The sequence below is a fragment of the Asticcacaulis sp. AND118 genome (genome assembly GCF_020535245.1).
In the GTDB taxonomy this organism is placed as follows: Bacteria; Pseudomonadota; Alphaproteobacteria; order Caulobacterales; family Caulobacteraceae; genus Asticcacaulis.
This window is the reverse complement of sequence record NZ_CP084911.1, coordinates 721,520-739,607: the sequence shown is the minus strand read 5'-3', so window position 1 is coordinate 739,607 and position 18,088 is coordinate 721,520. Positions and strand designations below refer to the sequence as shown.

The window sequence follows — 18,088 nt, the reverse complement described above, 5'->3', positions numbered from 1 at the left end:
GCCTCCACCCTCCGGTAACCGCGGTCGAAACCGACACCTATTGCCGTAAAAATTCATTAGCCGCCCGGCGGCGCAACTTCTTTCTGGGTATATATTCGAAATGAAAATAGCGATCGCGGGCCTGGGCTATGTCGGCCTTTCCAACGCCATGCTGCTGGCGCGCCACAACACCGTCGTCGCCTTCGACGTCGTGCCGGCCAAGGTCGAGATGCTCAACAAGGGGCAATCGCCGATCGTCGATGCCGAGATCGAACGCTTCCTGAAGGAAGAAAAACTCGACTTCAAGGCCACGCTCGACGCCGAAGAGGCTTTCCGCGACGCCGAATATATCATCATCTCGACGCCGACCAACTACGACACGGTGACCAACCAGTTCGACACCTCGTCGATCGAAGCGGTCGTGCGTCAGGTCCTGCCGCTCAATTCGACCGCCACCATCGTCATCAAATCGACCATCCCCGTGGGGTACACGGCGCGCCTGAACAAAGAGTTCGGTATCGACCGGGTGATCTTCTCGCCGGAATTCCTGCGTGAAGGCAAGGCGCTGTACGACAACCTGCACCCCTCGCGCATCATCGTCGGCGAACAGTCGGAGCGCGCGCGTATTTTCGGCGGCCTCCTGCTGCAGGGCGCGGAGAAAAAGGATGTCGAGGTCCTCTACACCAATTCGAGCGAAGCCGAGGCGATCAAACTGTTCGCCAACACCTATCTCGCCCTGCGCGTCTCCTATTTCAACGAACTGGATTCCTACGCCGAAGCGCTGGGTCTCGACAGCAAGCAGATCATCGAGGGCGTGTCGCTCGATCCGCGCATTGGCAAGGGCTACAACAACCCCTCCTTCGGCTACGGCGGCTACTGCTTGCCAAAAGACACCAAGCAGTTGCTGGCCAACTATTCGTCGGTGCCGCAGAACATCATCAAGGCCATTGTCGACGCCAACACCACGCGCAAGGACTTCGTCGCCGACTCCATCCTCAGCCGCAAACCGAAAACGGTCGGCATCTATCGCCTGACCATGAAGACCAATTCGGATAATTTCCGCGACTCTTCGGTGCAGGGCGTGATGAAGCGCATCCGCGCCAAGGGCGTCAATGTCGTTATCTTCGAACCGGCCTTTGAGGGCGACAGCTTCTTCAACTCAGCCATCATCCGCGACATCGAAGAGTTCAAGCGCGTCTCGGACGTCATCGTCGCCAACCGCGTCTCCGAAGAACTGTCCGACGTGCTCGAAAAGGTCTACAGCCGAGACCTCTTCGGCGCAGATTGATTGTCGCGAAACTCGGTTTTCGAACGCGGCAGGCAACTGTCGCGTTTTTTATTGTCGCTTAAGCGGCGCAAGACCCAGCCACGGCAAGAGATTCAGGCGCATGAAAATCTGGTGGGCCACCCACGGCCCGGCCACCCCTACCGCTACGCACACCATCAGATAGACGAACGGCTCGTGCGTCAGATTCAGCTTGTTCAGCACGATGCGCGTGCCCGCCGTCCCCAGAATATGCAGCACATAGATGGTCATCGAGGCCCGTCCGAGACTGACCAGCAGTGGCTGCACGAGGCTATTGGCCAGCAGGCGCGACAATAACAGAATGAACAGGATGCCAAAGGCCGCTGCGGGCAGAGTCCACGGCTTGAGGTAGGGCGGATCGCCCGCGACCGGCATCAACAGGAAGGCCAGTCCCCACAAACCGGCGACCAGAGGCAAGGCTATGGGCGGCGCCGACAGGGTCTTGATCCGCTCCGCCAGCAGAACCCCGGCCACGAAAAAGATAGCCTGAAAGCTGACCTGTAAAGCCAGAGACTCGCCGTCGAGCCAATAGCTGGACACCACTCCAACTGCGGCCAGCGGCAGCAGAACGGCCGCCCGCGCCCCGGTCAGAGCGACGACGACCATGTAGAGCATCAGCGCATAAAGGAACCAGAACGGGGAAATGGGCTGCCAGCCGATCTTGGCTAGGGTCGACCAGTCGGCCTGACCATTGGTCACGCCAGCAAGCGCGATCATCAGCCCGCCCTGAATCAGCGACCACAACACATAGGGATAGGCGATGGTCCACAACTTTCCCTTCAGGAATGCGCCCTTGCCGCGCTTCAGCGAACCGGGGACATTCAAACCGGCCAGCAGCATGAACAGCGGCATATGGAACGTGTAGAGCCCCAGATCGAACAGCTTCCAGCCTTCGCCCTGCGCAATGCCCCCCGCCATCAGGCCCCGTTCGGCGTGGCCCACAACGACCAGCACGATGCCGATGCCCCTCGCTATGTCGAGCCACTGGATGCGATGCTCAACCAAGCCGTCCCCCTGATTGTGTGGATATACAGCACATACACGCAGACCGGAGGGACCGATAGTGGAATCGACGGTCTTTAGTCGTCCAGACTGAAGGTCGTGGCATAGCTCATGGCCAGCCTGTCCCCCCGCACGTCGGCCGGCGGGCGCGGCAACGGTTGAGCCGCCTCCAGCATGTCGAGCGCCGCCTGATCGAGTTCCGCCGAACCGGAACTTTGTTGAATACGCGACGACAACACGCGTCCCTGACGGTCCATGGTGAAGGCCACCGCAACCTCGCCTTCGATACGACGGCGCCTGGCCTGACGCGGATAGACTTTGAAGCTCTCGATATGACGGCGCAGTTGCGCCGCATAAGAGCCCGCAGGCCGCCCGACAGCAACGGCTTGCGGCGCAGCGGGAGTCGAAGCTTGCGCCGTACTTTTCGTGGTATGCGCTGCGGATGCCTCTGGCGTCTCTCTGCTCTGATCCGGAGACGAATGCCCCGTCGCAGCGCCGGGCGTACGAGGCGGCGACGTTTGGGTCGAAGGGGTCTCTGTCGCAGGCGCGGGCTTGTTCACCGCGACCGGCGACGGGGTTGGTGGCGATGATGACGGCGCGCCTTGCGCCGGTTCCGGTCTGGCTGGCGAAGGCGTTGCGGTCGACGGGGCCTTCGCTTGCGCCGCCACAGGAACATTCTCCAGCGCCACGTCAAACACCGGCGTCTCCATCACCACAGGCGGATGCCTGGCCGACAAACCGGCTACGGCGAAGAGGAAGCCTCCGTTCACCAGAACGGAGGCTCCTACGGCGCCCAGTTTTTGCCGAAAACGCGTCACGACGCTCAGAAGGTCTTGGCGAGGCTCAGGCGGAAGGTCTGCCCCGCCGACGGCAGGTAGCTCAGGTGCGGCTGGTAGTATTCATCGAAGATGTTGTCCCAGTTGAGACGCGCCTCGATGCCTTCCAGCGGCCCTGAAACGGCACGATAGCTGACAAACAGGTTGTGCACCGAATAGGATTTGGTCGTCGCTGACACATTGCCCCTGGTCGCCCCGGCGGTCGAGTAGCTGTACTGACGATCGGCGAATTCACCGCGCCAGCCGAAGGTGACGCCGTGCTCAGGGATGACCCAGCCTGTGGTGAGGTTCAGTTGCTCGGCCGGGATGGTGTTGAACGGAATGTTCGTCGCCTTGTCGTAGCCATTGACCGTCGAATAGGCGGCCCGGCTGAAGAAACGGCGCGAGGCGTATTCGGCTTCCAACTCGGCCCCTTCGTAACGCGCTTCGCCGACATTGGTGTAGGCCGAAGCGGTAGTCGAGGTGCGCGTGACCAGGTTCCTGATATCGTTCTGATAGAGGGTCAGCTTGAGGTTCAGCCCGTCGCTCTTCCGGAACACGCCGCGTTTGGTGTAGCTGGCGCCGATCTCCTTGTTTTCCGACTCTTCCGGCTTGAGATTCAGGCTGATGGTCTGGGCCGCGCCGCGGGTATAGATTTCATCCAGCACCGGCAGGCGCTCGGTATGCGACAACGAACCGAAGACATTGACAGTGTCGGTGACGGCATAGAGCACAGCCAGCTTGGGCGACAGCGCATCCAGTTCCACCGAGGACGGCACACCGGTCAAGCCGACGACATAGGTGCCCGCGCCGGGCTTCAGCTTCGACTTGTCGTAGCGGATGCCGGGGATCAGGGTCAGCTTGTCGCCGATGAGGATTTCATCCTGCACATAGAGGCTGACGCGGTTCATATCGCCTTCGGGGTGGGTCGTCGCGCCATTGGTCACGCCGCCGGTCAGGTTGTAGCGCGGGTTGCGGCGCTCCTGATTATAGGTCTGCACGCCCACGGTCAGGAAGTGCGACAGCACGCCGGTGTCGAAGGTTGAGACATTTTCCACCTTGGCCTGTATAGTTTTGTAGCTGTACTGCGACCTATAGCCGAGCGCCGTCGGCGAGAACTGGTTATCGCGCTGATCGGTCTTCGATTCGTCGAAGGCGATCTGCGCCTTCAGGTCCAGCCAGTCATTGCCTTCAAAGCTGTTGTCGTAACCGATGACGTAGTTGGTGTCGTCGGTCTGGCGACGGACCATGCTGGCGGTGAAGGCCGCCTGCTGGTCGTACATCTGCCAGGAATCGTCGGTCCACGTCTGCGCCGAGGCCCAGACGCTGTGCTTGCGGTCGCCGCCAATATAGTAGCGCGTCTTGACCAGCACCGACTCGCCCGCCGCCTGCGACGGATTGACGATCCTGCCGTTACCGTCGGTATAGTTGCCAAAGTCGCGCTTGTTGGCGACCAGTAACAGGTCGAGGTTCTGTACCGGCTTGGCGGCGAGGGTCGCCGAGATGAGGCTGCCCTCGGTATTGCTGTCATACCCGCCTTTCAGGCGCACAGCGAAATTATCGTCGCCGGTCAGGAAATCCGACGCGTCCTTGGTGGTGAAGTTGACCGTGCCGGCCAGCGCGCCCGAACCGTAAACCGTCGAGGAGGACGGGCCGCGCAGCACTTCGACGCGCTTGTAAAGCTCGGTGTCGGTGAACAGGCTGCCCATGCGATAACCTTCGAAGAACTTGGTCACGCCGTCGACGGTAAAGACCACGCGGCTGTCCGACTCCGACAGCGCCGTGCCCATGCCGCGGATATTCAACCCCTGCCCCAGAGACGACACGCCGCCCGCCGAGTCGACCCCCGCCACATCTTTGAGGAGTTCGCCGACCGTGCCGGCCTGCGCATTTTCGAGGTCTTCCTGATCGATGACCGTCACCGACTGCGGCGTATCGGTCGCGACCTTCTCCTTGCCGGCCGAAACGACGATCTTACCCAGCGACAACTGCGCCATTGCGTCTTTTTGGGCCTCTTTCTCCGTGGTTTCGGCGGTTTGCGCCAGAACCGGCGCGGTGGACAGGGCCAGCGCACTGACGGCGAACAGGCAGGCGTGCTTGAAAGACATCCCCATAACTCCTTCTCAAAAACGCACGCGGACGCGGCCTCCGCCGGGATACGCACGCGCAAAAACGATAAACAAAAAGGCTGAGACCGCTCTTGACCACCCTGGATCATATTGCGAATAATTCTCATTAACTCGGCAATTACAATCGCCATCGCCTCGCGTCAAGCCTCTTGCAAATAATAATGATTCTCATTATTAAACCGTCGCGTCGCGGACACATCGCGTGCAACACCAATGGGATCACATGAAAATCGCTTTAAAATCCTGCGCCAGCGCATTGATCATGCTGGGCTTTATCGCAGCGCCGGCTCTGGCGCACTCGCCCTATCTGAAGCCGAACACCTTCACCCCGACGGCGCAGCGCGGGCAGGTGACGGTCGAGGCTTCGTTTGCCGAAGGCGACCTGCGCCCGGACGTGGCGATGAAATCCGACAGTTTTTCGGTCACGGGTCCCGACGGCAAGACCACCGCCCTCACCCCCGCCGCGACGCTGAAAGACGCCGTCTTCCTCGAAGTGCCGCTGGCCGGGCAAGGCACCTACCTCATCTCGTCCGGCGTGCGCAAAGGCCGTATCGCCAAGGGCGTCATCCGCGACGGCGAAGTCCACTTCCTTGAGGGCCTCAACGCCGCCAAGCCGGGCGAAACGCTCGTCGATGTCCAGAGTCTGACCCGCGCCGATGTTTATGTCGCCAAGGGCACCCCGACCAAGCCGGACTTCACCGCAGCCGGCGTCGAGATCTTCCCGGTAACGGCGCCTTATGACGCCTATGCGGGTGAGCCCGTCACCGTACGCGTGCGTGAAAACGGCAAGGGTCTGAAGGGCGAGACCCTGACCCTGATCACCGACGGGCAGACCTACGCCGCCACCAAGGTCGGCGAACAGACCTTCACGACTAATGACGCGGGGGACGTCACCTTCACGCCGGAGACAGCGGGCCTCTACCTGCTTCAGGCGCGGGTGCGTCGCCCCGCCGAGGGTCAGCCGAACCTGTGGAACAGTCACACGGCCACCCTGACGCTCGAAGTCCTGCCCCAATAACCTGTCACGTAAAGATTATCCTATGAAAAAGACCCTTATCCTGGCTGCCCTTCTGGCCGCCACCGCCGCTCCGGCCTTAGCCGCCTCGCACTCCACCGCCACCTTCATCGAGGAACAGGATCTCAATGGTGACGGCAAGGTGTCGCTGGAAGAATTCAAGGCGGGCCGCGCGCTTGAATTCCGCAAAGCCGACTTCAACGAGGACGGTAGCTTAAGCGAAGCCGAATATGTCGGTGAATACGAAGGCCGCCTGATGGCGAAGCTGAGCAAGATCGGCGACCCGGAAAAGCGCGCCGAGGAGCAGCAGCGCCAGATGCGTCAGGCCAAGGTGCGCTTCGGCGTGCTCGACACCGACAAGAACGGCGCCATCAGCCAGGAGGAATATCTCGCCTCGGGCCTGCGCATGTTCGGCCTGCACGACCGCGACAAGGACGGGGCCATTACGCACAAGGACGTCGTGCTGGCCGAGGCAGCCGCGAAAAACGGCAAGGGCGGCGAGTTCGTCAATCCGTAACGGCCATGTCCGAAGCGCCAAAAAAAAAGCCGGGAGGATTATGCCCTCCCGACTTTTATTTTTTCAGGTGTTCGCCTGAATATAGGCGCTGTCATCAGGCATGTAGTTCGGATCCGGTTGCCACTCTACATCCGCTTCGTTCGTTACCGGGTTGGGATTGCCCGGCATACTGGGCGGGAGTTGCGGACGCGGCGGCGGGGTCAGAGGGGGCGGGGCGTTGCTCGCCATCGGGGTCTGAGGGGTGCCGTTCTGCGCCGGAGAGCTATTCTGCGGAGCATTGGAAGCCGGAGCCTGGGCGGTGCTTTGTGCACTTTCACCCCCGCAGGCGCTCAGCATCAGGCCGCCCGCAAGAACCGCGTTCAGTAGAATTTGTCTTTTCATGGAAAAACTTCGTCAAACGGTAAGGGACAAGGTGGCCGGGAGACCTGGCTCCCGGCCGGACGTTACGTCTGTCGACTTACTTCTGGATTGCGGGGTAGCCGCGGCGAGTGATGTAGGCGCGCTCACCTTCGGTAATGGTGCCACCGGCGTAGAAGGCCGCGATCAACTGGGTAATCTTCCATTCCGAGAGACCATAGTTCAGGCCGAAGCGGCCTTCGGCGCCGCCACGCTCAGGGTGATCTATCAGCTCGTAGATGTCGATTTCCTCGATATTGGCGTACTTCTGATTGAACATGTAGTTAAGCGTGTTGTTCAGGCTCTTGTTGCAGTTCTCGACCAGGTTGCCATACCACTTGTTCTCGAAGTTCGGATCGTAGATTTCACCGCAGTTCACCTCGTTGAAGAAGATCGGGCGCTTGTACGAAGCCAGTTTCTGGAAGAGATTGAACGTACCCCAGTACTTGTTCGGGTCGGTGCCAAGACGTTCGTAGTAGTGGTAGGAGATGACCTCGAACTTGACACCCTTCTGCTCCATGAACTCGACGAAGCCGAAATGAGTTGATGTGGTGTTCAGGACGCGGCGGATATTCAGACCGTTGTCCTTGTTGATCTTGTCGATGGCGTCCGAGGCGCCCTTGAGTACGATAGCCCAGTCATTCATCAGCGGCGTATTGAATTCAGCCGGCGTCCAGCCCTTGCCCCACAAGGGTTGGCCCGACTTGTCGCGCACCAGAAGGTTCAGTTCGTTACCCAGTTCGTAGGTGTCGATGTCATTTTTGAACTGATTGACGAAGGCGTAGGTGCGGTTATAGCCTTGGCGGTAGAGAGCATCGGCATCGCCCTTCGGATATTGACCAAAGTCTGTGCGGTCGCCGAATGCAAACGGGAAGGCGAGGATCGGGCGTAACTTGATGTTGTTAAGCTTAGCATGCTTTTGCATCATCTTGACAGTATTGACGCGGGACGCATCCTGATCCGCCGTCAGATACGCATCGAAACGCAGACGGGTCAGGCCGCGATATTTCATGAACCGCATTTGCTTGCCCATAACCAGTTCATCCCGGTTCCATTGGGCTACGGTTCCGACCGCAGGACCGGCCTCGGCCGGGGCAGTCATTCCAACAAGGCCGAGGGCGCAAATAAAAGACGCGACGGCGGACTTAAAAGCTTTAGGCATAGGCATACGCTGAACTCCGGTTTACTGAACAGGCACTTTCTTGCCCCACCCCCTTAAGAAAACACGCGAAATTCAATGCCTATTTAATTTATATGCTTAAAATATGGCAACCATAAACACACAACACCAAAACATAAGCATACCATAATTCTTGAAATTAAGCTTCAAGTATAGTTTAAGCCTATTTACCATGATGGCGGGCCCGTCATTTTATTACCGGACCGCCTCGCTTAATCGCTTGAAATACCGACAAGATTGACGTTACCTCAAAAAGGCGAATATGGCGAAAAAAGCTCGCTTCCCGCCTGAAATCCTTGCCCTATAAGGGGTAAAAAGGTGTGTGTATGTCGCCGCGTACGGATGAAAAATAAATTTTGAATTTTTTATGCCGCCCTTATTTTTTTATCGTCAGCCCTTACAATCGTCCCATCTGACGGGAATTTGAGGGCGTTTTCGGCGTTGAGGGCGTGGGCGGTCTTAATCGGCCTGATCAAGTATTTCACGCACGCGGGCGGCCAGTTCTTCGATCGTAAAGGGTTTGCCGATCAGTTCGACCCCGGCATCGACCACGCCATTATGCACGACGGCATTGCGCGTGTAGCCCGAGGTGAACAGCACCTTCAGGTCAGGCCGTTTGACCAACGCCGCGTCGGCCAGCTTCCGGCCATTGGTCTGCGGCATGACGATGTCCGTGAACAGCAGCTTTATATCCGGATGGGCGTCCAGCGTCTTCAGCGCCGCCGACGCCGAGTCCGCTTCCAGCACGCGATAGCCCAGCTCGGTCAGGGCGTCGCAACTGAAACGCCGCACCACCGCCTCGTCGTCGACCACCAGTATGACGTCGCGCGCCTCACCAGGCAAAAGCACGCTTTCGGCGACGGCGCTGTCAGATACGGCAACATCCACCCCGGTCAGGCGTGGCAGATAGATTTTGATGGTCGTCCCCTGTCCCGGCTCGGAATAGATGCGGACATGGCCGTTCGACTGTTTGACGAAGCCGTAGACCTGACTGAGTCCCAGCCCCGTCCCCTTGCCCACGCCCTTGGTGGTGAAGAAGGGATCGAAGGCGCGCGCCATTACTTCCGGCGACATGCCGGTGCCCGTATCGGTGACGGCGATCAGTACGTATTGCCCGGTCGCCACGCCGATTTCCTCGGCCACATAGCGCGAGTCGAGGTGGGCGTTCTGCGTCTCTATGGTCAGGCGTCCGCCTTCGGGCATGGCGTCGCGGGCATTGACGCCCAGATTGAGCAGGACGTTTTCCAACTGGTTGGGGTCGGCGTGCACCGGCCACGCTCCGGCGGCCAGCACGGTCTCCAACTGGATCGCCCCGCCGAGCGAATGGGCCAGCAGTTCCGACATGCCGGCCACCAGCCGGTTGACATTGACGGTTTCCGGACGCAACGGCTGCTGACGCGAGAAGGCGAGCAGTCGCTGCGTCAGGCTGGCGGCCCGACGCGCGCCCTCAAGACCCTGCGTCACATAATGCCGCGCCCGCACGTCTTCGGTTCCGATGCGCCGGTTGAGCAACTCCAGCGAGCCCATTACCACCGCCAGCATGTTGTTGAAGTCGTGCGCGATGCCGCCAGTGAGTTGTCCCACCGCCTCCATCTTCTGCGACTGACGCAACTGTTCCTCAAGCTGGCGCTTCTCGGTGACATCGATGCCGACACCCGTGCGTCGTACAGCCTTTCCGTCCTCGAAATAGGTATGGCCGCGCGACAGCACCCAGTGCACCGAGCCGTCCGGATGGATCAGGCGGTATTCCAGTTCCAGATCACCCGTGCGCGTCAGGCCGCTGGCCATGGTGGCGCGCAGGGCGTCGCGGTCTTCCGGATGGATGTTGGCCAGAAAGGCTTCGCGGCTGAGGCCCGTAGCGCCCGCCTTCGGGTCAACCGCATAAAGCTGGGCAATACCCTCGTCATAATGAAAGACGTCGCTGACAATGTCGTAGGTCCACACGCCTATGCCGCCGACTGCCCCCAGAGCCAGACGCGCGAAGTCGCGGCTGTCCTCCAGTTCGCGCGCCTGCTCAAGCCTTGCGGTTACGTCGTACGCAAACTGATAGGCGCCGATGACCTCGCCATTGACGTCGTAAAGCGGCGCGGAACGGATTTCATAGGCGCGCTGCTGACCCGACCGCTCTCCGAACTCTTCGACCGTCATGGAGGTCTCACCGGTAAGCGCCCGGTCCCACAGGATGCGGATCTGCGCCTGATGTTCGGGATGACCGTCCATCGTCTCCAGAAGGTTGCCGCCGACCCTGGGCGTCACACCGTAAAGGCGCTGGAATTCCGCCACCGTGGCGCGGTTGACCGCCAGCCAGTTATAATCGGCGTCGATCACATGAATGAAGGCTTCGGTCGCCTCGACCACATCGGCCAGAATCTTGCGCTCGGCCACCGCGTGCGCCACACGCTCCTCAAGCGTAGAATTCAACGTCTTCAGGGCGGCTTCGGCGCGCACATGGTCGGTGACATCATAGCCGCCCACGAAAATGCCGGTGACGCGCCCGCTTTCGTCGAAGACCGGCTGATAGATGAAATCGATGAACCGGGTACCGCTCTGGTTGGCCAGGTCCACGGGAAAGCTGCGCGAAATGAAGGGCTGGCCGCTGGCGTACACGCCATCCAGCAGACCGTAGAAGCCCTGGCTGGCCAGTTCCGGGAATGCCTCGCGCACCGTATGGCCCATATAGTCGCGGTCGCCGGCCATGTCGCGATAGGCGTCGTTGACATAGGTAAAGACGTGTTCAGGACCGTCGAGTATGGCGACGAATCCCGGCATCTGACGCAGCGAACGCGCCTGACTTTCGCGCTCGGCCGCGGCCTTGCGTTCCAGCAGCACCTGTTTGGTCGTTTCAACGACGATAGCGAGCAGGCCCGCAGGCCGGCCCTGGTCATCGCGTATCGGCGAATAGTCGATATTGAACCACACCGCTTCCGGCGCACCGGAGCGATTCAGGTGTATCTCCAGATCGCGGAAGGACTGGGTTTCGCCGGAAAGGCCCGTGCGGATGACGCGCTCGTTGAATTCCGAGGCTTCGGGCCAGGCGTCGCGCGCGGCCATGCCGAGGATTTCCGGATGGCGCCGATCCGCTATTTCGGCGTAGCCGTCATTATAGAGCAGAATGCCGTCTTCGCCCCACAGCACCGCCATAGGCAGGTGCGAGGCAACAATCAGGCTGACGCAGGTCTTCAGGCAGGATGGCCAGGCCTCTATGTCACCCAGAGGGGTCTCCCCCCAGTCCTTTTCTGCGATCAAACGTCCACAGGCACCACCCGATGCCGTCAGGCTTCGGGCATATCCGCCATCAGAACGGGGCGCAGACGGTGCGTCATCGCGGGCGGGCATCAAAACCTTGGGGAAAGAACGGCAATTCGCATTGGCTAAGGCGGCCCGTATAAGTTTTCAATAATTGCCCGACGCGTCAACCCGGCGGAAATGACCTCGTGCTTCATCTTGAAAAGAGAACCCTATCCGGAGCCTCTCATGCCGCGTTCATCCCTTCGCGCCGTCCCTGCCGCCCTGATCCTCGCCCTTGCGGCCCTGCAACCCGCGACCGCAGCCGAACGGGCCCGCGACTACTACTTCGGCAGCGACCTGTCCTATGTGAACGAGATGGAGGATTGCGGCGCGACCTACAGCCGCGACGGAAAGCCGGAAGACGTCTATGCGATTTTCAAATCCTCCGGCGCCAATCTGGTGCGGTTGCGTTTGTGGAACGATCCCAAGTGGACCCACTATTCCAACCTCCCCGACGTGACCCGGGCCATGGGTCGCGCCAAGGCGGCAGGCCTGCCCGTCCTGCTCGATTTTCACTATTCCGACGACTGGGCCGATGGCGACAAGCAACTGGTCCCCGCCGCCTGGGCGACGCTCAGCACCGATCAGCAGGTCGAGGCGCTGTATAAATTCACCTACGACACACTGATGACGCTCGATGCGCAGGGCCTGATGCCGGATCAGGTGCAGGTCGGCAACGAAACCAATGGCGAAATGATGGGCTCGGTGACGTGGAAGCCGGGCGATCCGCATAAGCCGATCAACTGGGAGCGCAATGCGCGCCTGTTCAATGCTGGCATAAAGGCTGTGAAAGCCGCCGGGGCCAAGGCGGGCAAGACGCCGCGCATCATGATCCACATCGCCCAGCCGGAAAATGTCGAGGACTGGTTCCTCAAGGCGACCAGGGCCGGCATCGAAGGCTATGACCTGATTGGCATCAGCTACTACAAGAAGTGGTCGAAGATGGACATGTCCGGTCTGGGGGCGGTCATCAACCGCGTCCGCCACACCTATCCGGGCAAGGACATCGTCGTCGTCGAAACCGCCTATCCGTTTACTGACACGCATCAGGACAATAATGGCAACCTGATGGGCGAGGACTCGACCTTCCCGACCTACGGCTTCTCGCCCGCGGGGCAGGCGCGTTACCTGCACGACCTGATGCAACTGACGCTCGACAATGGCGGGGTCGGCGTCGTCTACTGGGAACCGGCGTGGGTCTCGACCCAATGCAAGACGCGCTGGGGCACAGGCTCCAACTGGGAAAACGCCACCTTCTTCGATTTCGACGGCAAGGCCCTGCCTGCGCTCGACTGGCCGAAAGCGAACTACGTCTATCCGGTCGAACTGACCTTCCGCGTGAAGGACGAAGGTCAATCCGCCCTGTATCTGACCGGCGACTTCACCGGCGGCCTGGCCGTACCTATGACGCGTGAGAAGGGATGGTTCATCTACCGCAGCTGGCAGCGTCCGGGTTCATCGCTTCTTGTGGGCGCGGCCGTGACCCCCGAAGGACTGAAGGACGCGCCGGCTTCCGAAATCACCGTCCCGGCCAAGGCGGGCACAGTGACCCTGCTGGCAAAATAATCACACCCTCAACCTCACGCAAGTTTTATCATACAATTAGCTGGCCAAGCGATCAGCGACATGTTTACTATGTGGGACAACCTCGCGCACAGACGGGGAGTCAGGGAGTATCATAGTGGTCGCTCGAACTCAGATTGGCAGAAAAAGGGCCGGTGACACAGCGGAAAGTCTTCGCTCGTGCATTTTATACCGTAGAGGCCTTCGTAAGGCGGCTCGGACATGAGTGCGCACGACGAACGCCTCGCCTTCATCGGGACGCATATCCTGCCGCATGAGGCGGGTTTGCGGCAGTGGCTGTCGCGCGCGGGTCTGACGCCCGCCGAACGCGACGATCTGGTTCAGGAGGTCTATTACCGCCTTCTGCGCCAGACGAGCTACGCCCATATAACAGACCCGCGCGCCTATCTTTATCGGATGGCGCGCAATCTGATGCTGGAGCAGATCAGGAAAACCCGCGTCGTGTCGATCACTACCGTTCACAATCTTGATGAGCTGGGCCGGGCGGATATGTCGCCCACGCCGGAGCAGGCCGTGTCCGCACGGCGCGAGCTGTCGCGCGTCATGGCCTTCATCGAAAGCCTGCCGGCCCGCTGCAAGGCGGTGTTCGAACTGCGCAAGGTGCACGGCCTGTCTCAGGCCGAAACCGCCGTGCGGCTGGGCCTGAGCGAGAATGTGGTCGAGAAGGAAACGGCGCGCGGCCTCAGCCTGATTCTGAAGCAGGTCGCCGAAGGCGACACGGCGACGCCGGCCCGGATTCAACCCGCCCGGATCAGGCATGTCGGCCATTGACGATCAGGCTTCGGCCTACATCGCCGCAAGGGCATCCGGGGACTGGAGCGAAGCCGATCAGGCCGCTCTGACGGCGTGGCTTGAGGCCGATACCCGGCATCAGGGTGCCTTTTTCCGTGCCGAAGCCGCCTGGGCCATGCTGAACCGCGCCAGTGTGATGGGCGCAGGCGTCGATCCTGAAACCGTCCGGCTCGATACCGACCCTGTTGAACCCATCGAGAACAAAATCGCCGCTCCATCGACCAAACCGACGCGCCGTCAGGTGCTGATGGGCGGAGGGCTTATCGCCGCGTCGGCGGCAGGCGCCGCCTTGGTTCTGCCGATGCTGGATCGTCATCACTTACAGACCGAGGTCGGCGAACTGCGCAAGGTGCCGCTGAAGGACCGCAGCCTCGCCAGCGTCAATACCGACAGCGCGCTCGATATACGTTTAAGCGAAAAGCGTCGCGATGTCCGCCTGATCAAGGGCGAGGCGTGGTTTCAGGTGGCCAAGGACGCGAACCGCCCCTTCGTGGTCGAAGCCGACACGGTGCGCGCCCGCGCCGTCGGCACGGCCTTCGGTGTACGCCGCTACCCCAACGGCGCCGAGGTCATGGTCAGCGAAGGCGTGGTCGAGGTATGGAACGCGCACGCCCCCGACACCCCTGTCCGCGTCGAAGCCGGGGCCAGGGTCTTCGTGCCCTATGCGCCTCAGACGATCCGCGCCCAATACGCGCCTGACGCGGTCGATCGCGGGCTGGCGTGGCGCGACGGGCAGATCGCGCTCGATAATGACAGCCTTGCCCATGCGGCGGCCGAGTTCAATCGCTACAACAGCCGCAAGATCGTCATTGCCGATGCGGCTCTGGGCGATGAAAAGCTGGTCGGCTGGTTCCGCGCGGATCAACCGGACACTTTTGCCCGCGCCGTGCAGGTGGCGCTGAACGCGCCGGTCGAACTGACCGAGGACCGTATTGTCATCGGCGCGAAATAGGCCTTCGGAATAAATCTGACAAAAATATTTAATCCGGCGGCGGAAACGGTTTCGAGCTTCATCTTGGATAACAGGAGGGGTGAAGACCGGGGTCCGGTCCCACCCGATAAAAACAGCCGCTGTCCCACTCCACGGCTCGGTCCTACGGGAAACACCACCATGACCCAGTTCACCGGCGCTTCACGAGCCGCCCTGATCGCCGCTTTGACGGTAAGCGCCGTTTATGCCGCGCCCGCCCTTGCCCAGAGCAAATCCTTCGCCATCCCGGCCCAGCCCGCCGCCAAGGGCGTGCAGGCCTTCGCCCAGCAGTCCGGTCTTCAGGTGCTGGCCAGCGCCGACGATCTCAACGGCCTGCGCACCAATGCCGTCGAGGGCACCCTGCCCGTCGATCAGGCCCTGAACCAGTTGATCGGCGGCACCGGCCTCAGCGTCAAGTCGAACGACGGTCGCGCCGCCGTACTGGTGCGCGCTTCCGCCGCCAGCATCGAGCGCAGCGCCGACACGGCCCAGGCCGAAGCCGAAAACTCCAATGAGCCCGAAGAGGTCACGGTCGTCGGCATCCGCAAGTCGATGCGCGACGCCATCGACCAGAAGCGCGCCAATTCCGGCGTCGCCGAATTCATCTCCGCCAAGGAAATCGGCGTCCTGCCCGACGTGACCATCGCCGAGTCGCTTGCCCGCCTGCCGGGCGTCAATACCTCGCGCGACCGCGGCAACGACAGTCAGGCCTCGATCCGCGGCATCGGCCCGCGCATGGTGCTGGGCACGGTCAACGGCCGCGAAGTAGCGACCTCTGAGCCGGACCGCAATGTGCGCTGGGAGATCTACCCGTCGGAAGTCGTCGCCGGCGCGGCGGTTTACAAATCCTCGGAAGCGCGCCTGTTGTCGGGCGGCATTTCGGGCACGGTCGATCTGCAGACCATTCGCCCCCTCGCCTATTCCGGCCCCGAATTCGTCGCCCGCGCCGGCGGCGTCTATTATGACGGCGGCGCGGACTTCCCCGGCTATGACGGCCTCGGCTGGCGCGCTTCGGGGTCGTGGGTGAAGAAGGTCAACGACCAGTTCGCGTTCGTCCTCGGCCTGACTGGCCAGAATCAGAAGAACGGTTATGAGAGCTTCCGGGGTTGGGGCTTCAACGACGACTCCATCCGTTCGGGCAACTCGACCGGCCCCATCGTCGCGGGCGGGCCGAAGGTGCCGACGCCGTGGGGCGCGGGCTCGGAGGCCAAGTTCCTCGACGCCGATCGCTATTCGGCCTCGTTCGGCGCGCAGTACCGCCCGAACGCGCAGTTCGAACTGACCTACGACCTGCTCTATTCCAAGTACAAGATTCAGGAAGACCAGAACCAGACCTGGTACGGTGAAAACAACTGGGGCAACTGGGCCGGCGCCAGCACGGGGAATTTCAGCAATCCGGTCGTCGTTAACGGCGATCTGGTCGGGGCTACGACGGCCTGGTCACGCCTGATGCCGGTCGTCGCCCGCTATGCCGAAGACAAGTCGTTGCTGGTGACGGGTCTGAACGGCAAATGGACGACCGATGCCTGGACCATCAATGCCGACCTCTCCTACTCGAACGCCGAGCGCGAAAACACGTGGCGCGCCATCAAGCTGGAATATTATCCGTCCAGCATGACATGGTTCCTCAGCGAAGACCCGTTCATCAGCGTCTCTCAGCAGCCTGAATCTGCATCGTTGTCGACCGTCGCCGGCACCAACGATGTCGGCAAGGTCAAGGACGAACTGACGTCCGGGCAAATCGACTTCCGCCGGGAATTCAGCGGCGATTTCTGGACGGCGGTGATGTTCGGCGCGCGCTACGCCGACCGCACCAAGTCCGAAGCCACCGGCTACAGCCAGACGATCGCCCCGACCACGGCCAGCGTCAACGGCGCGTCTCTGACGGCATACAAGCTGAAGAATTTCAACGTGCCCTCGATGCTCAAGGGCGACTTCGACGCCCTGCGCACCACGGTCTACGGCGCGGGCGCTTTCAGCCTGTCGCCCGACCAGATCGCCTATAATTCCGAGGTGTCGGAAAAGGTCTGGGAAGCCTATGTGCAGGGCAATTTTGAATCCACCTTCATTGATGCGCCAGTCTCCGGCAATATCGGTTTGAGAGTGGTCGATGTCGACAGCCGTTCGGCGGGCGATTCCCGCACCAGCGTCTGGGTGGAGCAAACCCCCGGCAACTGGGTCGAACAGGTCATGCTCACCCCGACCGCCGGCGGCGTCAGCTATACGAAATGGCTGCCTTCGGCCTCGGTCAAGATGGAAATCGTCGAGAACGGCTTCCTGAAGCTGGGCCTGGCCCGCGTGATGTCGCGCGCGCCGATGAACGAACTGAAGGCCAACCGCAGCATCTCGACTTCGGCGCCCTATACCGGCTCGTCGGGCAATCCGTATCTCAAGCCCTTTGAAGCCGATCAACTCGACGTTTCGTATGAATACTACTTCCGCCCGGACTCGCTGTTCGCGGTCGCCGGCTACTACAAGAACGTCAAAAACTATGTCGGCTACAACCAACGTTCCGAAACGATCAACGGCAATGTCTATACCCTGACCTCGCCGGTCAATTCGAGCACGGGCGGCTTCATTTCGGGCGTGGAATTCACCTATCAGACGCCGTTCGGCACCTTCCTGCCCAACGTCTCGTGGCTGGACAAGTTCGGCATCTATTCCAACCTGGCGCTGGTCAATTCCGACATTCAGGAATTCGTCCCGGCGGGCAATCCACTGCCGATGAACGGTGTGGCCGACACCACGGCCATCCTCGACCTGTGGTATTCGGACGCCAAGTTCGAAGCGCGTCTGGGGGCCAAGTACCATTCCGAGTACACGGCCATCCTCGGCTGGGATTCGACCAATCTGGTCCGCGTTCTGCCGGAAACCACGCTCGACTTCTCGGCGGGCTATAATGTCAATTCACGCGTATCGCTGCGCTTCCAGGCCGGCAACCTGCTCGATACGCCGATGAAGGTCTATACCGATCACAAGCGTAACCGTGTGGGCGACATGTCCTATTACGGCCGCCGCTTTCTGTTCGATGTGACCTACAAGTTCTAAATCGTTTTCATAACCTTAAGGCCGGGTTTTCACTTGAAAGCCCGGCCTTTTTATTTGTAAGACAATT

General features: G+C 60.9%; 13 protein-coding genes. 7 read left to right on the top strand and 6 right to left on the bottom strand.

Annotated features, from left to right (window positions below):
- The first annotated feature begins 100 nt into the window (after nt 1-100).
- Complete coding sequence (locus LH365_RS16720) at nt 101-1,267, top strand: nucleotide sugar dehydrogenase (RefSeq protein WP_226744084.1); 1,167 nt, start codon at nt 101-103, stop codon at nt 1,265-1,267.
- 48 nt (nt 1,268-1,315) lie between these two features.
- Here LH365_RS16720 and LH365_RS16715 read toward each other — a convergent pair whose 3' ends face one another.
- The 3 genes from LH365_RS16715 to LH365_RS16705 form a co-directional block, all read right to left on the bottom strand.
- Nucleotides 1,316-2,290 carry an acyltransferase family protein gene (locus LH365_RS16715; RefSeq protein WP_226745696.1) on the bottom strand — a complete coding sequence of 325 codons (975 nt, stop codon included), beginning with the start codon at nt 2,288-2,290 and terminating at the stop codon, nt 1,316-1,318.
- 74 nt (nt 2,291-2,364) lie between these two features.
- Nucleotides 2,365-3,057 (bottom strand): energy transducer TonB, encoded by a 693-nt coding sequence (locus LH365_RS16710; RefSeq protein ID WP_226745695.1) that lies wholly within the window; start codon nt 3,055-3,057, stop codon nt 2,365-2,367.
- Nucleotides 3,058-3,110: 53 nt separating this feature from the next.
- Nucleotides 3,111-5,210, bottom strand: coding sequence for a TonB-dependent receptor domain-containing protein (locus LH365_RS16705; RefSeq protein WP_226745694.1), 2,100 nt, complete (start codon nt 5,208-5,210; stop codon nt 3,111-3,113).
- Nucleotides 5,211-5,454: 244 nt separating this feature from the next.
- Here LH365_RS16705 and LH365_RS16700 point away from each other — a divergent pair, with 244 nt between their 5' ends.
- Complete coding sequence (locus LH365_RS16700) at nt 5,455-6,249, top strand: DUF4198 domain-containing protein (RefSeq protein ID WP_226745693.1); 795 nt, start codon at nt 5,455-5,457, stop codon at nt 6,247-6,249.
- A 22-nt stretch (nt 6,250-6,271) separates the two neighbouring features.
- Nucleotides 6,272-6,763 carry a hypothetical protein gene (locus LH365_RS16695; protein ID WP_226745692.1) on the top strand — a complete coding sequence of 164 codons (492 nt, stop codon included), beginning with the start codon at nt 6,272-6,274 and terminating at the stop codon, nt 6,761-6,763.
- Between the two features lie 63 nt (nt 6,764-6,826).
- Here LH365_RS16695 and LH365_RS16690 read toward each other — a convergent pair whose 3' ends face one another.
- From LH365_RS16690 to LH365_RS16680, 3 genes are all read right to left on the bottom strand, one after another.
- Nucleotides 6,827-7,144, bottom strand: coding sequence for a hypothetical protein (locus tag LH365_RS16690; protein WP_226745691.1), 318 nt, complete (start codon nt 7,142-7,144; stop codon nt 6,827-6,829).
- Between the two features lie 76 nt (nt 7,145-7,220).
- The gene (locus LH365_RS16685; protein WP_226745690.1) at nt 7,221-8,180 is read right to left on the bottom strand and encodes a hypothetical protein; all 960 of its coding nucleotides are present in this window, start codon (nt 8,178-8,180) and stop codon (nt 7,221-7,223) included.
- A gap of 618 nt (nt 8,181-8,798) precedes the next feature.
- Nucleotides 8,799-11,675, bottom strand: a complete 2,877-nt coding sequence (locus LH365_RS16680) for a PAS domain-containing protein (protein WP_226745689.1) — start codon at nt 11,673-11,675, stop codon at nt 8,799-8,801.
- A 138-nt stretch (nt 11,676-11,813) separates the two neighbouring features.
- On the opposite strand from LH365_RS16680, the gene LH365_RS16675 reads away from it, so the two are divergent.
- The 4 genes from LH365_RS16675 to LH365_RS16660 all read left to right on the top strand — a co-directional run bounded on the left by LH365_RS16675 (nt 11,814) and on the right by LH365_RS16660 (nt 18,021).
- Nucleotides 11,814-13,193, top strand: coding sequence for a glycosyl hydrolase 53 family protein (locus tag LH365_RS16675; protein ID WP_226745688.1), 1,380 nt, complete (start codon nt 11,814-11,816; stop codon nt 13,191-13,193).
- Nucleotides 13,194-13,412: 219 nt separating this feature from the next.
- Nucleotides 13,413-13,982 (top strand): RNA polymerase sigma factor, encoded by a 570-nt coding sequence (locus LH365_RS16670; protein WP_226745687.1) that lies wholly within the window; start codon nt 13,413-13,415, stop codon nt 13,980-13,982.
- Nucleotides 13,969-14,955 carry a FecR domain-containing protein gene (locus LH365_RS16665; RefSeq protein ID WP_226745686.1) on the top strand — a complete coding sequence of 329 codons (987 nt, stop codon included), beginning with the start codon at nt 13,969-13,971 and terminating at the stop codon, nt 14,953-14,955. The genes LH365_RS16670 and LH365_RS16665 overlap by 14 nt, the downstream gene beginning before the upstream one ends.
- Nucleotides 14,956-15,114: 159 nt before the next feature.
- Entirely contained in the window at nt 15,115-18,021 is a 2,907-nt protein-coding gene (locus LH365_RS16660; RefSeq protein ID WP_226745685.1) for a TonB-dependent receptor, read from the top strand.
- Nucleotides 18,022-18,088 lie beyond the last annotated feature (67 nt).

Excerpts from the sequence above, each read along its gene's own strand:
- LH365_RS16720 (WP_226744084.1), top strand. The coding sequence starts at position 101 with ATGAAAATAGCGATCGCGGGCCTGGGCTATGTCGGCCTTTCCAACGCC.
- LH365_RS16705 (WP_226745694.1), bottom strand. The coding sequence starts at position 5,210 with ATGTCTTTCAAGCACGCCTGCCTGTTCGCCGTCAGTGCGCTGGCCCTG.
- LH365_RS16700 (WP_226745693.1), top strand. The coding sequence starts at position 5,455 with ATGAAAATCGCTTTAAAATCCTGCGCCAGCGCATTGATCATGCTGGGC.
- LH365_RS16695 (WP_226745692.1), top strand. The coding sequence starts at position 6,272 with ATGAAAAAGACCCTTATCCTGGCTGCCCTTCTGGCCGCCACCGCCGCT.
- LH365_RS16690 (WP_226745691.1), bottom strand. The coding sequence starts at position 7,144 with ATGAAAAGACAAATTCTACTGAACGCGGTTCTTGCGGGCGGCCTGATG.
- LH365_RS16685 (WP_226745690.1), bottom strand. The coding sequence starts at position 8,180 with ATGCGGTTCATGAAATATCGCGGCCTGACCCGTCTGCGTTTCGATGCG.
- LH365_RS16680 (WP_226745689.1), bottom strand. The coding sequence starts at position 11,675 with ATGCCCGCCCGCGATGACGCACCGTCTGCGCCCCGTTCTGATGGCGGA.
- LH365_RS16675 (WP_226745688.1), top strand. The coding sequence starts at position 11,814 with ATGCCGCGTTCATCCCTTCGCGCCGTCCCTGCCGCCCTGATCCTCGCC.
- LH365_RS16670 (WP_226745687.1), top strand. The coding sequence starts at position 13,413 with ATGAGTGCGCACGACGAACGCCTCGCCTTCATCGGGACGCATATCCTG.
- LH365_RS16665 (WP_226745686.1), top strand. The coding sequence starts at position 13,969 with ATGTCGGCCATTGACGATCAGGCTTCGGCCTACATCGCCGCAAGGGCA.
- LH365_RS16660 (WP_226745685.1), top strand. The coding sequence starts at position 15,115 with ATGACCCAGTTCACCGGCGCTTCACGAGCCGCCCTGATCGCCGCTTTG.